This window comes from Caenispirillum bisanense, assembly GCF_900230255.1.
Classification (GTDB): Bacteria; Pseudomonadota; Alphaproteobacteria; order Rhodospirillales; family Rhodospirillaceae; genus Caenispirillum; species Caenispirillum bisanense_A.
Genome location: NZ_OCNJ01000015.1, coordinates 1 through 15,439 on the forward strand (window position 1 = coordinate 1; position 15,439 = coordinate 15,439).

The 15,439-nt window shown below is 68.9% G+C and carries 14 protein-coding genes; 1 reads left to right on the plus strand and 13 read right to left on the minus strand.

From position 1 onward, the window contains the following. Positions 1-58: 58 nt before the first annotated feature. Positions 59-883: an IS5 family transposase gene (locus tag CRP50_RS22310; protein ID WP_097278946.1), complete on the plus strand. Its 825-nt coding sequence runs from the start codon at positions 59-61 to the stop codon at positions 881-883. A gap of 270 nt (positions 884-1,153) precedes the next feature. On the opposite strand, the gene CRP50_RS22315 is transcribed toward CRP50_RS22310, so the two are convergent. The 13 genes from CRP50_RS22315 to CRP50_RS22375 all read right to left on the minus strand — a co-directional run bounded on the left by CRP50_RS22315 (position 1,154) and on the right by CRP50_RS22375 (position 15,308). After that, positions 1,154-1,714 carry a glutathione peroxidase gene (locus CRP50_RS22315; protein ID WP_097281416.1) on the minus strand — a complete coding sequence of 187 codons (561 nt, stop codon included), beginning with the start codon at positions 1,712-1,714 and terminating at the stop codon, positions 1,154-1,156. Continuing rightward, positions 1,707-2,363: a sulfite oxidase-like oxidoreductase gene (locus CRP50_RS22320; protein ID WP_322090861.1), complete on the minus strand. Its 657-nt coding sequence runs from the start codon at positions 2,361-2,363 to the stop codon at positions 1,707-1,709. Before CRP50_RS22320 ends, CRP50_RS22315 begins: the two co-directional genes overlap by 8 nt. Next, positions 2,360-2,827 (minus strand): DUF983 domain-containing protein, encoded by a 468-nt coding sequence (locus CRP50_RS22325; protein ID WP_097281417.1) that lies wholly within the window; start codon positions 2,825-2,827, stop codon positions 2,360-2,362. The genes CRP50_RS22320 and CRP50_RS22325 overlap by 4 nt, the downstream gene beginning before the upstream one ends. A gap of 98 nt (positions 2,828-2,925) precedes the next feature. Then, a complete protein-coding gene (locus CRP50_RS22330; RefSeq protein ID WP_097281418.1) occupies positions 2,926-3,681 on the minus strand; it encodes an SDR family oxidoreductase in 756 nt (251 codons plus the stop codon). A 56-nt stretch (positions 3,682-3,737) separates the two neighbouring features. Further along, the gene (gene glpK, locus CRP50_RS22335) at positions 3,738-5,261 is read right to left on the minus strand and encodes a glycerol kinase GlpK (protein ID WP_097281419.1); all 1,524 of its coding nucleotides are present in this window, start codon (positions 5,259-5,261) and stop codon (positions 3,738-3,740) included. Positions 5,262-5,350: 89 nt separating this feature from the next. After that, the gene (locus CRP50_RS22340; protein ID WP_097281420.1) at positions 5,351-7,081 is read right to left on the minus strand and encodes an ABC transporter substrate-binding protein; all 1,731 of its coding nucleotides are present in this window, start codon (positions 7,079-7,081) and stop codon (positions 5,351-5,353) included. Positions 7,082-7,172: 91 nt separating this feature from the next. Continuing rightward, positions 7,173-7,451 carry a DUF2160 domain-containing protein gene (locus CRP50_RS22345; RefSeq protein WP_097281421.1) on the minus strand — a complete coding sequence of 93 codons (279 nt, stop codon included), beginning with the start codon at positions 7,449-7,451 and terminating at the stop codon, positions 7,173-7,175. Positions 7,452-7,468: 17 nt separating this feature from the next. Further along, positions 7,469-8,374: a carbohydrate ABC transporter permease gene (locus CRP50_RS22350; protein ID WP_097281422.1), complete on the minus strand. Its 906-nt coding sequence runs from the start codon at positions 8,372-8,374 to the stop codon at positions 7,469-7,471. After that, positions 8,374-9,246 carry a carbohydrate ABC transporter permease gene (locus CRP50_RS22355; RefSeq protein WP_097281423.1) on the minus strand — a complete coding sequence of 291 codons (873 nt, stop codon included), beginning with the start codon at positions 9,244-9,246 and terminating at the stop codon, positions 8,374-8,376. Before CRP50_RS22355 ends, CRP50_RS22350 begins: the two co-directional genes overlap by 1 nt. Before the next feature lie 3 nt (positions 9,247-9,249). Continuing rightward, a complete protein-coding gene (locus CRP50_RS22360; RefSeq protein ID WP_097281424.1) occupies positions 9,250-10,335 on the minus strand; it encodes an ABC transporter ATP-binding protein in 1,086 nt (361 codons plus the stop codon). A gap of 23 nt (positions 10,336-10,358) precedes the next feature. Then, positions 10,359-11,447 (minus strand): ABC transporter ATP-binding protein, encoded by a 1,089-nt coding sequence (locus CRP50_RS22365; RefSeq protein WP_097281425.1) that lies wholly within the window; start codon positions 11,445-11,447, stop codon positions 10,359-10,361. Next, complete coding sequence (gene glpD / locus CRP50_RS22370; RefSeq protein ID WP_097281426.1) at positions 11,444-12,985, minus strand: glycerol-3-phosphate dehydrogenase; 1,542 nt, start codon at positions 12,983-12,985, stop codon at positions 11,444-11,446. The genes CRP50_RS22365 and glpD overlap by 4 nt, the downstream gene beginning before the upstream one ends. Positions 12,986-13,253: 268 nt before the next feature. Continuing rightward, a complete protein-coding gene (locus tag CRP50_RS22375; RefSeq protein ID WP_097281427.1) occupies positions 13,254-15,308 on the minus strand; it encodes a methyl-accepting chemotaxis protein in 2,055 nt (684 codons plus the stop codon). Positions 15,309-15,439 lie beyond the last annotated feature (131 nt).

A 15,439-nucleotide genomic window follows, 5' to 3' on the forward strand; every position in this document is an offset into this window, starting at 1 on the left:
CTAAGAGGCTGTTTGAAAAAGGCTTGAGCGCCTGAGGCGGGGATGATTCAAGCTGTCGATGTGGAACACATCGACGCGCAGCCGCATGGCGGCCATTGAAAAGAAGACGAAACGGTATCCCAGCGACCTGACCGATGAGGAATGGGGCGCGCTGGAGCCTTTTCTGCCGCAGCCTTCGGGGCGTGGGCGCAAGCGGACGACCGATTTGCGCGAGGTGGTGAACGCCTTGCGCTACATGGTTCGGTCCGGTTGCGAGTGGCGGATGTTGCCGGTCCATTTCCCACCGTGGCAGACGGTCTATTGGTGGTTCCGGCGTTTTGTGCGTTCTCTGCTGTTTCGCACCATCCATGACGTGGCGCTGATGATCGACCGCGAGCGCGCCGGACGGGAGGCCAGCCCGACGGCAGGCGTCATCGACAGCCAGACCATCAAAGCCCCGATGGCTGACAAGCGCGGTTACGACGCGGGAAAGAAGATCGTCGGTCGCAAGCGGCACATCGCGGTGGACACAGATGGGCGGCTGCTCGCCGTTAACCTGACCACGGCAGATATTTCCGACAGCGCCGGGGCAATGCCTATCCTCGACGCCATCCGCAAGCGCTGGCCGTGGGTGAAGCACTTCTTCGCTGATGGCGCTTACGACCGCCGCAAGCTGCTCGACAAGGCCGCCTTCCTCGATTTCGTCGTCGAGGTCGTGCGCCGCTCCGACACCGATCCTGGGTTCAAGGTCATCCCGCGTCGCTGGGTGGTTGAGCGTAGCATCGGCTGGCTGACCCGGTACCGCCGCCTCGTCCGCGATTACGAGCAACGTATCGACGTGTCCGAGGCAATGATCTTCCTCGCAATGGGCAACCTACTCGTCCGCAGGATCTGCCACCCCTGACATTCTCAAACGGACTCTAATTCCGTGGCCACGCATGTACCGCAGAAAAAGCGCAATCGCTGACAAAATGACCACAAATGACGCGGTGCCGGTAGCAATCACAACAACGCTGCTTTCGGTCATTGTCATCTTTCGTCACATTTGCCTCTGGTTTCCTCATATACCGTAGCGCTGGACAGAAAACAATTCAAGGTCAGAAGGAACGGCGATAGATATGTCGGAAGCAATACTGGCCCAGGACGATTCCGGCAGACCTACCTGCGTTGCGTCTCACCGGCCAGGCAACGTCTGCTCGATGGCGGCGATCACCTTGTCGCTGTCGGGGCGGGTGACGGTGGAGAACCAGTCCACCAGGCGGCCGTCGGGGGCGATGAGGTACTTGTGGAAGTTCCACTTGGGCGCCGCCAGGGCGCCCTTTTCCGCCTTCGCCCACTGATAGAACGGATGCGCCTCGGCGCCGCTCACCTGTTCCTTGGCGGTGAGCGGGAAGTCGACGCTGAAGGTGGTCTCGCAGAAGTCCTTGATCTGCGCTTCGGTGCCCGGTTCCTGGCCGCCGAAGTCGTTGGACGGCACGCCGAGCACCACGAGGCCGCGGTCGCGGTAGGTGTCCCACACCGCCTGCAATTGCTCGTACTGCGAGGTGAAGCCGCACTGGCTGGCCGTGTTGACCACCAGCACCGCCTTGCCGGCGAATTGCGACAGCGGCAGGGGCGCGCCGTCGATGCTCGTGAAGGCGAAGGCATGGGCGCTGCCGCCCTGCCCCGCCGCGCCGGCCTGTCCACCGAACAGGCTGCCGGCCACCACGGCCGCCGCCGCCAGGATCCTACTCATACCGTTCCTCCGTCCAGGGGTCGCCGCGCATGTGATAGCCGCGGGCTTCCCAGTACCCGGGCTTGTCCTCGTCCATCACCTCGATGTGGCGCACCCACTTGGCGCTCTTCCAGAAGTACAGGTGCGGCACCACCACGCGCACCGGCCCGCCGTGCTCGCGCGGCAGCGGGTAGCCGTCGAGCGCATGGGCGACGATCACCCCCTCCGCCGCGAAGTCGTCCAGGGTGACGTTGGTGGTGTAGCCGTCGTAGCACCGCAGCATCACGGCCTTCGCCGATGGCTTCGGCCGCACCACGTCCAGCAGGTGCCGGCTGGTCACCCCGTCCCACGCCGTGTCGTAGCGCGACCAGGTGGTGACGCAGTGGATGTCGGTGACCGTCGAGACCTGCGGCTGCGCCATGAAGCTGTTCCAGTCCCAGGTGATGGGCGTCTCCACGCTGCCGCCGACGGTGAAGGTCCAGTCCCGCGTCGCGACCTGCGGCCGGTTGCCGAGGTCGAGCACGGGCTGGTCGGTCACCAGCCGCTGGCCCGGCGGCAAGCGATCGCGCGCAGGCGACGACCGCTCCCCCGTCAGGCCGCGGCCTTCCTCGGCCCAGCGCATCTTGGTACGGATCAGCTTGTCGTTCGGATCGGTGGGCTCGTCGGTCAATGCTGGTGCTCGTCGCCGCGCATGTTGAGGGACCACATGAGGCCGAGCGCCATGCCCTTGGCGCGCGGCAGGAAGAAGAACACCAGTTCCATGCCGACGACCGCCCATAGGGCGGCATGGATCAGCACCGAGGGGTGGAACCACGTCTCCACCAGGATCGCCAGCGGCACCAGCACGTGGCCGATGACCAAGATGCCGAGCCACGGCGCGAAATCGTCGGTGCGGATGTGGGCGTAGCTTTCACCGCAGGCGGCGCAGGCGGTGGTCGGCTCCAGGAAGCGCTGCAGCACCCGGCCCTCGCCGCAGCGCGGACAGCGCAGGCGCAAGCCTCGGGCCATGCAGCGCAGGATGGGGCCGCGCTTGCGGCGCTCGGCGGCGTCCATGGCCTTGTGGGCGGCCCACTCGTCTTCCCAGCTGGTGCGCTCGCCTTCGCGGGCCGGGCGGTCGTTGCGGTAGAAGGTCATGGCCGGCGCCTCGCTGTGCTATGAGCCCTTGATATTCGCGCAGCGGCACCCAGGCGCAATACACAAAGAGTCAATGGGTTAAGGGGGCGCGGTCACGATCAGAAGTGCGCCACGTAACCGCCGTCGACGAACAGGACGTGCCCGGTGACGTAGGACGCGGCGTCGGACGCCAGGAACACCACCGCCCCGCCGATCTCCTCCGGCCGGCCCCAGCGACCGAGCGAGGTGCGGCGCGCGAGCCAGTCGGCGATGCCGGGGTCGGCGACCATGGCCGCATTGGCGTCGGTGGCGAAGAAGCCCGGCGCGACTGCGTTCACCGTCACCCCCTGCCCGCCCAGTTCCGCCGCCAGCGCCCGCGTCAGCCCCTCCAGGCCCGCCTTCGCCATGGTGTAGGCGGGGTCGCCGGCGCGCGAGATGGGGCCGGCGATGGAGGTGATGTTGACGATGCGCCCCCTGCCCTTGGCGGCCATCTGGCGGGCGGCCCGGCGGCTCAGGTGGAAGGGCGCCAGCAGGTTGGTCTCCAGCAGGCGGCGCGCCGCGTCCGTCTCGAAGTCGGCGAAGGGGCGGCGGTCGCGGGCGCCGGCGTTGTTCACCAGGATGTCGAGCCCGCCGTACTCCGCCTCGATGTGGGCGAAGGCGGCGTCGCAGGCGGCTTCGTCGGTGATGTCGAGCGGCAGCGCCACCGCCGCCGGCAGCCGGGCCGCCAGCGCCTCCAGCGGTGCCGCCGTGCGCCCGACCAGAAGAACGGTGGCGCCCGCCTCCGCCAGCGCGCCCGCCGCCGCGGCGCCGAGCCCGCCGCCGGCGCCGGTCACCAGCGCCACCTGTCCCGTCAGATCGAAAGCCGTCGCCGCCATGCCGGTCCTCCTCGCGTGGAGCGGAAGGGATGCCACGGCACGGCGGCGGCGTCCAGTCAGGCGGCGCCGCGCTCGGCTCCGCTCGACGCCGTGGTGAGGGTGCGGCGCACGGCGTCGCGCCAGCCGGCCACCTTGCGGGCGCGCACGGGCTCGGTCATGGCCGGCTCGAACCGGCGGTCGAGGCGCCAGTCGCGGGCGAACTCGGCGGGAGCCGGATAGAACCCGGCGCGGTAGCCGGCGAGGTAGGCGGCACCCAGCGCCGTCGTCTCCAGGGTGTCGGGCCGGTCGACGGGCGTGTCGAGGATGTCGGCGAGGAACTGCATCATCCAGTCGCTCGCCACCATGCCGCCGTCGCAGCGCAGGACGGACGCGCCGAAGTCGTTGCCGCCCCAGTCGCCGCGCATGGCGTCGAGCAGGTCCCGCGTCTGGTAGGCGACGCATTCGAGCGCCGCCCGGGCGAACTCCCGCGGCCCGGTGGCGCGCGTCAGGCCGTAGATCGCCCCGCGCGCCTGGGCGTCCCAATAGGGCGCGCCGAGACCGACGAAGGCCGGCACTAGGTAGACGTCCTGCGCCGCATCGGCCGTTTCCGCCAGCCCCTGGGTCTCGCCGGCCGTGGCGATGAGGCCCATGGCGTCGCGCAGCCACTGCACGGCGGCGCCGGCGACGAAGATGGAGCCTTCGAGCGCGTAGGTGCGCTTGCCGTCCAGCTGCATCATCACCGTGGTCAGCAGCCGGTTGCGACTGGTGACGCTCTGCGGCCCGGTGTTGAGCAGGGCGAAGCAGCCGGTGCCGTAGGTGGATTTGATCATCCCCGGTTCGAAGCAGGCCTGGCCGATGCAGGCCGCTTGCTGGTCGCCCGCCATGCCGAGGACGCGGATGGGTCCGCCGAACAGCTCGGGCAGCGTCTCGCCATAGTCGGCGGCGCTGTCGCGCACGTCGGGCAGCAGGCTCTCCGGCACCTCCAGGATGCCGCGCATCACCGGGTCCCACTCGCCGGAGTGGATGTTCCACAGGAGGGTGCGGCTGGCGTTGGTGGCGTCGGTGGCGTGGACCTTGCCGCCGGTCAGCCGCCACAGCAGGAAGCTGTCGACGGTGCCGAAGCACAACTCGCCCTGCCCTGCCCGCTCCCGCGCGCCCGGCACGCGGTTCAGGATCCAGGCGAGCTTGGTGCCGGCGAAATAGGGGTCGATCAGCAGGCCGGTGCGGCTGCGCGCCTCCGTCTCGTGGCCGGCGCGGCGCAGGGTGTCGCACAGGTCGGCGGTGCGGCGGTCCTGCCAGACGATGGCGTTGTGGATGGCCTTGCCGGTCGCCCGCTCCCACACCACGGTGGTCTCGCGCTGGTTGGTGATGCCGATGCCGGCCACGTCGGCGGCGCGGGCGCCGGCCTCGGCCAGCGCGGCGCGGCAGGTTTCCACCACCGTCGCCCACAGGTCCTCGGGATCATGCTCCACCCAGCCGGAGGCCGGGAAGTGCTGCGGGAATTCCTTCTGCGCGACGGCGCGCACGCGGTGCTCGCGGTCGAACAGGATGGCGCGCGACGAGGTCGTGCCCTGGTCGATGGCGAGGACGTACTCGGTCATGTCGGTCACCCCCGGGAAAAGAAGGGGCCGGCGGCGCGGGTGCGCCCCCGGCCCGAGTTGGGGTTAGGGTCGGCTTGGGAGGAAACGGATCAGTTGCTCTTGGCCGCGCTGGCGTCCTTCCAGGACTTCACCAGCTCGTCGTAGGAGATGGTCTGGCCCTGTTCCTTCTCGTTCGCCAGCTTGGGTTTCGGCGAGCCTTCCTGGTCGAACCAGTACTGCGCGTCGCGCGGCTCGTTCAGCTTCGGACCGCATTCGCCCTGGATGCCGGCGCGCTCGAGGCGGGCCATGACGTCGTCCTGCTGCTTGGCCAGGTTGTCCATGGCCTCCTGCGGGGTGACCTCGCCGGTGACCGCCTGGGCGACGTTCTGCCACCACAGCTGGGCGAGCTTCGGGTAGTCGGGCACGTTGGTGCCGGTCGGGGTCCACAGCACGCGGGCCGGGCTGCGGTAGAACTCGACCAGACCGCCGAGCTGCGGCGCCCGCTCGGTGAAGGACTCGTGGCGGATGTCGCTGTCACGGATGGGCGTCAGGCCGACGTGGGTCTTCTTCAGGCTGACGGACTTGGAAGTGACGAACTGAGCGTAGAGCCAGGCGGCCTTGCGGCGCTCCAGCGGGGTGGAGTTGAGCAGGGTCCAGGAACCGGCGTCCTGGTAGCCGAGCTTCATGCCTTCCTGCCAGTAGGGGCCGTGCGGGCTCGGCGCCATGCGCCACTTGGGATTGCCGTTCTCGTCCACGACCGGCAGGCCGTCCTTGGCCATGTCGGCGGTGAAGGCGGTGTACCAGAAGATCTGCTGCGCGACGTTGCCCTGCGCCGGCACCGGGCCGGCCTCGGAGAAGGTCATGCCGGCGGCTTCCGGCGGCGCGTACTGCTTCAGCCAGTCGATGTACTTGGTGAGCGCGAAGACCGAGGCCGGGGCGTTGGTGGCGCCACCGCGGGTGACGTCGGAGCCGACCGGGCGGCAGCCGTCGACGCGGATGCCCCACTCGTCCACCGGCTTGCCGTTGGGCAGGCCCTTGTCACCGGTGCCGGCCATGGACAGCCAGGCGTCGGTGAAGCGCCAGCCGAGCGACGGGTCCTTCTTGCCGTAGTCCATGTGGCCGTAGACGCGCTTGCCGTCGATCTCCTTCACGTCGTTGGTGAAGAAGTTGGCGATGTCCTCATAGGCCGACCAGTTGACCGGAACGCCCAGCTCGTAGCCGTACTTTTCCTTGAACTTGGCCTTCAGCTCGGGGTCGTTGAACCAGTCGTAGCGGAACCAGTAGAGGTTCGCGAACTGCTGGTCCGGCAACTGATAGACCTTGCCGTCCGGCCCGGTGGTGAAGGAAATCCCCATGAAATCCTCGATGTCGAGCATGGGGTTGGTGACGTCCTTGCCCTCGCCGGCCATCCAGTCGGTGAGCGGCGTCACCTGGTCGTAGCGGATGTGGGTGCCGATGAGGTCGCTGTCGTTGACCCAGCCGTCGTAGATGTTCTGGCCGGACTGCATCTGGGTCTGCAGCTTCTCGATGACGTCGCCCTCACCGATCAGGTCGTGGGTGAGGTTGATGCCGGTGATTTCGGAGAACGCCTTGGCGAGGGTCTTGGCCTCGTACTCGTGCGTCGTGATGGTTTCCGAGACGACCTTGATGTCCATGCCCTTGAAGGGTTCGGCGGCCTTGATGAACCACTCCATCTCCTTCAGCTGCTCTTCCTTGGAGAGCGTGGAGGGCTGGAACTCGCTGTCCACCCACCGCTTGGCCGCCTCCATGTCGGCCCAGGCGGACCCGGACCCGAGGACCACGAACATGGCGGTTGCCGCCGCCAGCGTTCGACGCTTCATGATGTTCCTCCCTGTGTTGCTCCGGTTGCCGGATGCACTTGGTGCGGACGGATCGGCGGGGGCCGCACCTCCCCCGGGTTCGGCCGGGCCGTCAGACCCAGCGGAAGACGCAGAGGGCGTAGATCACCGACAGGATCGACGCGCCCCACAGCGCCAGATCGGTCGTGCCGAGCCACGCGAGGTGGATCCAGGCCGAGCCGAGCAGCGAGATGAACAGGCGGTCGCCGCGGGTGGTGGCGATGCGCAGCACGCCGACCCGCTCGGTCTGCGGCCGGGCGACCTCCCAGGCGGTCATGGCGACCAGGGCGGCGACGATGCAGAGGAAGAAGATCGCGGTCGGCCACGTCCAGGCCATCCAGGCGAGCGTCATGGCGGAAGTCTCCTTCGTCACACGCGGCCGAGGGCGAAGCCCTTGGCGATGTAGTTGCGCACGAACCAGATCACGAGCGCGCCGGGGATCAGCGTCAGGAAGCCGGCGGCGGCCAGCACGCCCCAGTCGAGGCCGGAGGCGGACACGGTGCGCGTCATGATGGCGGAAATCGGCTTGGCCTCGGTGGCCGTCAGGGTGCGGGCCAGCAGCAACTCCACCCAGCTGAACATGAAGCAGAAGAAGGCGGCGACGCCGATGCCGCTGGCGATCTGCGGCATGAAGATCTTGGTGAAGAAGCGCGGGAAGCTGTAGCCGTCGATATAGGCCGTCTCGTCGATTTCCTTCGGCACGCCCGACATGAAGCCTTCGAGGATCCACACCGCCAGCGGCACGTTGAACAGGCAATGCGCCAGCGCGACCGCGATGTGGGTGTCGAATAGCCCGACCGCCGAATACAGCTGGAAGAACGGCAGCGCGAAGACGGCCGGCGGCGCCATGCGGTTGGTCAGCAGCCAGAAGAACAGGTGCTTGTCGCCGAGGAACTCGTAGCGCGAGAAGGCATAGGCCGCGGGCAGCGCCACGGTCACCGAGATCAGCGTGTTCAGGACCACGTAGATGGTCGAGTTGATGTAGCCCGAATACCACGACGGGTCGTTGAAGATGACCATGTAATTGGCCAACGTCGGGCTGTCGGGCCACAGGTTGAAGGTCGACAGGATCTCCGTGTTCGTCTTGATGCTCATGGTGAACAGCCAGTAGATCGGCAGGAGCAGGAAGACGATGTAGAGGGTCGGCACGATCCAGCGCTTGGGGAACCGCCGCCGGCCGGCGCGGGCGCGCGCCTTGGCGTCGACGGTGGGCCGCCGGGTCGGGGTCTGGGCGCCGGCGGTGACGGCGGCGGCGGTCACGCGGGTGTCCTTCATCACTGCGAGTCCTTCGTCTTGCCGGTCATGACCGTGTAGAAGGCCCACGACACCAGCAGGATGATCAGGAAGTAGACGATGGAGAAGGCGGCGGCGCGGCCGAGGTCGAACTGGCCGATGGCCATCTTCACCAGGTCGATGGACAGGAAGGTGGTGGCGCTGCCCGGGCCGCCGCCGGTGACGACAAAGGGCTCGGTGTAGATCATGAAGCTGTCCATGAAGCGCAGCAGCACGGCGATCAGCAGCACCCGGTGCAGTTTGGGCAACTGGATGTGGCGGAAGATCGCCCACTTGCTCGCCCCGTCGATGCGCGCCGCCTGGTAATAGGCGTCGGGGATCGACTGCAGGCCGGCGTAGCACAGCAGCACCACCAGGCTCGTCCAGTGCCACACGTCCATGACGATGACGGTGATCCAGGCGTGCAGCGGGTTCAGGGTGTAGTTGAACGACATCCCGAGGACGTTGTTCAGGAAGTAGCCGAGCAGGCCGATGTCCGGGCGGGCGAAGACCTGCCAGATGGTGCCGACCACGTTCCACGGGATCAGCAGCGGCAGCGCCATGGTCACCAGGCACACCGGGACCAGCCAGCCCTTGCGCGGCATGGCGAGCGCGACGGCGATGCCGAGCGGCACCTCGATGGCCAGGATGATGCCCGAGAACAGGAACTGCCGCCACAGGGCGTCGTGGAAGCGGTCGGACAGCAGCACGTCCTCGAACCAGTCGGTGCCGGCCCAGAAGAACACGTTGTTGCCGAAGGTGTCCTGCACCGAGTAGTTCACCACCGTCATGAGCGGCACGAGGGCGGAGAACGCCACCAGCAGCACCACGGGCAGCACCATGAACCAGGCGCGGTTGTCGTACTTCTTGTCCATGGATCAGGCCTCCCCTTCGGCGGGCCACAGGTGGTCGTCGACGTAGAGGTTGGTCGCCTGCGGATCGAAACTGGCGCGCACGCCATCGGCGGGAATTTCCGCGCCCTCGGGGATCAGCGCATTGAAGGCGAGGCCGTCGAGGCGCGCCTTCACCACCCGGAAGCGGCCGGTGTCGTCGACGCGCTCCACCTGGATCGGCAGGCCCTCGCCGCGCGACAGGGTCACGAACTCGGGGCGCACGCCGATCTCCGTCTTGGCCCCCTGCGGCAGGGCGCGGTAGCCGCCGCGCAGGCGCACCACGTGCTCGCCGACCGTCGCCTGCGCGCCGTCGACACGGCACGGCAGCACGTTCATGCCCGGCGAGCCGATGAAGTAGCCGACGAAGGTGTGCGCCGGGCGCTGGAACAGCTCTTCCGGCGTGCCCACCTGCACCACCTCGCCCTCGTACATCACCACCACCTTGTCGGCGAAGGTCAGCGCCTCCGTCTGGTCGTGGGTGACGTAGATCATGGTGTGGGCGAAGCGCCGGTGCAGGTGCTTCAGCTGGCTGCGCAGCAGCCACTTGAGGTGCGGGTCGATGACCGTCAGCGGCTCGTCGAACAGGATGGCGTTGACGTCGGCACGCACGAGGCCGCGGCCGAGGCTGATCTTCTGTTTGGCGTCGGCGGTAAGGCCCTGGGCCTTCTTGTGCAGGTCCGCCGTCATTTCCAGCATTTCGGCCATTTCCTTCACGCGCCGGTCGATCTCGTCGGCGGGCACGCCGCGGTTCTTCAGCGGGAAGGCGAGGTTGTCGCGCACGGTCATGCTGTCGTAGACGACCGGGAACTGGAACACCTGGGCGATGTTGCGCGCCTCCGGCGGCAGGCGGGTGACGTCCTCGCCGTCGAACAGCACGCGGCCGTGGCTGGCCGCCAGCAGGCCGGAGATGATGTTCAGCAGCGTCGTCTTGCCGCAGCCCGAGGGGCCGAGCAGCGCATAGGCGCCGCCGTCGTCCCAGGTGAGATCGAACTCCTTCAGGGCGTAGTCGGCCGGTCCCGACGGGTTCGGGCGGTAGGAATGCGCGAGGCGCGAAAGCTCGATGCGGGCCATGTGTCTTGCTCCTCCCTTCCCGCTCAGGCCGCGGCGGCGCGCGGTTCCGGCGCGGCGACCAGGTCGCCGGCACGGTCGAACACGAAGAAGCGCTCGGGGTCGAGCCACACGCGCACGGGCGCGTCGATCTCCGGTTCGTGGACGCCGTGCGCGAGGGCGACCCAGCGGCAGCCGGCGTAGTCCATGTGCACGAAGCTCTCCGACCCGGTGATCTCGGTCACCGCCACCACCGCCTCCAGCTCCACGGCGTGCGGCCGGCCGGCCTTGAGCGCCAGGTGGTTGGGGCGGAAGCCGATGGTATAGCCGCCGTCCGCCAAGCCGTGCAGCGATCCGGCCGCCGGCACCACCGCTTCGCCGATCCACGCCATGCCGCCCTTCAGCTCGATGTCGAGGAAGTTCATGGGCGGGTCGGAGAACACCTGCGCCGTGCGGCGGTCGTGCGGCCGGCGGTAGACGTCGAGCGTCGGGCCGAACTGGGTCACGGCGCCTTCGTGCAGCGTCGCCGTATGGCCGCCGAGCAGCAGCGCTTCCGCCGGCTCGGTGGTGGCGTAGACGAGGATGGAGCCGGTTTCGGCGAACAGCCGCGGCAGTTCCTCGCGCAGTTCCTCGCGCAGCTTGTAGTCCAGGTTGGCGAGCGGCTCGTCCAGCAGCACCAGGTCGGCGCCCTTCACCAGCGCGCGGGCGAGCGCCGTGCGCTGCTGCTGGCCGCCCGACAGTTCCAGCGGTGTGCGGTCGAGCATCTTGTCGATGCGCAGGAGCTTGGCGGCCTCGGCCACCTTGCGCTCGATCTCGTCCTTGGGCCGACCGGCGACCTTCAGCGGCGAGGCGATGTTCTCCCACACCGACAGGGTCGGGTAGTTGATGAACTGCTGGTAGACCATGGCGACGGAGCGCTTGCGCACCGGCCAGCCGGTGACGTCGGTGCCGTCCATGATCACGCGGCCGGAGGTCGGTTCGTCGAGCCCCGCCATGAGGCGCATGAGGCTGGTCTTGCCCGACAGCGTCGGGCCGAGCAGCACGTTCAGGCTGCCCCGTTCCAACCGCAGGGAGACGTCGCGGATGTGCGTCTCGCCGCGGACCACCTTCGATACGTTGTGCAACTCGAGCGTCATGCCGCCCCTCCCTGACGCAGCGCCGGCGCCGCTTCCCCGTGCCGGCGCGCGTGCATCCAGGCCTCCAGGCGGTCGCGCTGGGCCGGCGACAGACGCAGGCCGAGCTTGGAGCGGCGCCACAGCACGTCGTCGGCGGCGACCGCCCACTCTTCTTCCATCAACCACGCCACCTCGCGGGCCGTCAGGCTGCCGCCGAAGTCCTCGCCCATGTCGGCGAGCGAGGCGGCGCCGTTCAGCATCTTGCCCGCCAGCGTGCCGTAGGCGCGCACCAGCCGGCGGGCCCAGGCCTCGTCGAGGAAGGCATAGGCTTCGCGCAGCTTGGCGACCTGGGCGTCGACTGCCGACACCGCGAAATTGCCGCCCGGCAGGGGTGCGTTGGCCGTCCACGGCCGGCCCATTTCTGGGAAGCGCGGCTGCAGCTTTTCCATCACCGCCTCGGCGAGCTTGCGGTAGGTGGTGATCTTGCCGCCGAACACGCTGACCAGGGGCGCCTGCCCTTCCCCGCCGTCCGTCTCGATGGTGTAGTCGCGGGTGGCGGCGCGTGCCTCGCTGGCACCGTCGTCGTAGAGCGGCCGCACGCCCGAGAAGGTATGGACGATGTCCTCCTTCCGGACAGGGGCGCGGAAGTAGGCACTGGCGGCCCGGCAGAGGTAGTCGACTTCGGTTTCGGCGATGTGCACGTCGGCCGGATCGCCCTGGAAGTCCTCGTCGGTGGTGCCGATGAGGGTGAAGTCGGTCTCGTAGGGGATCGCGAAGATGATCCGCTTGTCGGGATTCTGGAAGATGTAGGCGCGGTCGTGGTCGTAGAGGCGCGGCACGATGACGTGGCTGCCCTTGACCATGCGCACGCGCGCCGGGCTGTTCATGCGCAGGCGGTTGCTCAGCACCTCGGCGACCCAGGGTCCGGCGGCATTGACCACGGCGCGGGCGCGGATCTGGGTGGTGGCGCCGGTGTCGACGTCCTCCACCGTCACCAGCCACTGGTCGCCCTGGCGTTCGGCGGTGCGCAGGCGGGTGCGGGTGCGCACCTCGCCGCCGCGCTGGCGCACGTCCATGGCGTTGAGCACGACGAGGCGGCTGTCCTCGACCCAGCAGTCGGAGTACTCGAAGCCCTTGGCGAAGTCGCTCTTCAGCGGTGCGCCGAGGGTGTCGGTGCGCAGGTCGATCTGGCGGGTGCCCGGCAGGATCTCGCGGCCGCCCAGGTGGTCGTAGAGGAACAGGCCGAGGCGGATGAGCCAGCCGGGGCGCAGGCCGTCGTGGTGCGGCAGCACGAAGCGCAACGGCCAGATGATGTGGGGGGCGGCGCGCAGCAGGGTTTCGCGCTCGATCAGCGCTTCGCGCACCAGGCGGAATTCGTAGTATTCCAGGTAGCGCAGGCCACCATGGATGAGTTTCGTGCTCGCCGAGGAGGTGGCGCCGGCCAGGTCCGCCTGCTCGCACAGGAAGACCGAGAGCCCGCGGCCGGCGGCGTCGCGGGCGATTCCACACCCGTTCACGCCACCGCCGATGACGGCGATGTCGAACACTTGCGGCTGCATGGCCTCCCTTTCGCTCCGTCCTGAACATGACCGCCGGGTTGGCTCCCGGTCTGGTCTGGGACCGACGCGTCCCCAGCCGAGGAGACCCGTCACGGAACTTTCAATTAGAAGGTTAGTCGAAAATCCGACGGCCGCAAAGCGAAAAAAGCGAAAGCAGAATCGATGATGGCGAAAGCGCCGGAAATGGGCGCAAAAGCAAGGGGCCGGGTCGCGAACGACCCGGCCCCTTCCGGTGCGGCAGGTTTCGGTTGGCGGTCTTTCCGCTGCCTCAGGCGGCGCGAACCTCCATCAGGAAGCGGCGGACGGTTTCGCGCAACGCGCCGCTGTCGCGGGTCAGGCGTTCGGAGGCGTGCAGCACGCCGCTCGCCGCCTGCCCGGCCTCGCTGGCCGCCGCCGTGACGCCGCCGATGTTGGCCGACACGTCGCCGGCGCCCTGCGACGCCTGGGCGATGTTGCGGGCGATTTCGGCGGTGGCGGCGTTCTGCTCCTCCACCGCCGAGGCGATGGCCGAGGCGGCATGGTCCACTTCGCGCACCATGCCGCCGATGGCGCCGATGGCCTCCACGGCGTGAGTGGTCGCCGACTGCACGTCGGTGATCTGGCGGCTGATGTCTTCCGTCGCCTTGGCGGTCTGGCCGGCGAGCTGTTTCACTTCGCTGGCGACGACCGCGAACCCCTTGCCGGCGTCGCCCGCGCGCGCCGCTTCGATGGTGGCGTTCAGGGCCAGCAGGTTGGTCTGGTCGGCGATGTCGGCGATGAGGCCGACGACCTCGCCGATCTTCTGCGCGCTGTCCGACAGGTGCGAGACGACGGTGGCCGTTTCCTCCGCCTGGGCGGCGGCGCGGCGGCTGACTTCGCTGCTCTCGGTGACGCGGCGCCCGATCTCGGCCGACGAGGCGTGCAGTTCCTCGGCCGAGGCGGCGACGGTTTCCACGTTGGCGCTGGCCTCCTCGGCGGCGGCGGAGACGGCGACGGCCTGCCGGCTGGTCTCCTCGGCGATGGCCGACATGCTCTCCGCCGTCGTTTCCAGTTCGTTGGCCGCACCGGCGACCGTGTCGAGCAGGGCGCTGACGGCGCTGTCGAAATCGGCGGTGAGGGCTTCGATGTGGGCGGCGCGGGCGGCGCGGGCTTCCTGCTCTCGCCGCTGGTCGGCGGCCAGCTGGTCGGCGCGGATCATGTGGTCGCGGAAGACCTCGACGGCGCGCGCCATGTCGCCAACCTCGTCCTCGCGGTCGAGCCCGGCGGGGACCATGCTGGTGTCGCCGTCGGCGAGGCGCTTCATCTCGTCGGTCAGCGCCCGCACGGGGCCGACGATGCCGCGCACGATGACCGTCACCAGCACCAGCGTCACCGCCAGCAGCGCCACCGACACCGCCAGCGTCGCCGCGAAGGTGTTGCGCGCCACCGCCGAGAGGCCGGCGAGGCGGCCGGTCAGGTCGGCGGCGATGGTGTCCTCGACGCCCTTCATGAGGTCGATGCGGGCGGTGGCCGCCTTGAACCACGCCGGACCTTCGATGCCGGTCGTGGCCGCGCCCATGCTTTCGATGCCGACGCGGCGCATGCGCTCCACGTCCTTGGCGGCCGGGCTGTCGGCGACGGCGGCGGCGGCGGTTTTCCAACCGTCCTCGGCGAAGGCCTGGAAGGTGGCGAGGAAGGCCCCCTGGGCACCGATCAGCGCGACGAAACGCTCGTGCAGGGCGGGATTGAAGGCGCCGGCGCCGAAGCCGGCCGCGCCCGTGGCGCGCTCGATGCCGGCGCGCTCCTTGGCTTGCAGGTAGGCGACGTAGGCCGCCACGCTGCGGGTGACGCCGGCGTTGGTCGACACCGCCGCCATGCGGGCGATGACGTCGAGGTTACCGGCGATGGTGGCGGTGTACCAGCCGATGGCGGCCGGCGTCTCGATGCCGCCGCCGTCGACGGCGCGGCGGGTGGCCGCCAGGTCGCCGAGGCGGGCTACGTCCTTGGTCACCTGATCGCGCAGCACCCGGTCGTCGGTATCGGCCGCGAGGATCTGGAACTGGGCCAGCAGCGTCGTGATCGCCTTGTCCGACAGGCGCCGCTGGTTGTCGAGCAGGGTGCGGAACTCGTCGCTGCGGGCGGCGAGGAAGCCGGCGGTGGCGCCGCGTTCCTTCTGCAGTTCATGGACGACTGCCGACACGGCCGGGGCGACGCCCGCCACTTCCTGCAGCCGCGACGCCTCGGTCATGGCCTGATAGGAACGCGCCGACTGCAGGACCGCGAAGGCTAGCAGACCGAGAATCGGGACCAGGACGGCCACGGCGATGCGGGTGCGGATGCGTCCGCGCGAAAGGAGCGCTTTCATGGTGTAGTTCCCCCTGCCCCGCACCAGCGGGGCTGACGTTTCTTGGATGGTCGCGCCGGACGCCGAGGGCCGACTTGACTTTGGGCAAGCTTAGACCATGAAAGAGGTGGGGTCACCTGATGCCTTGCGCG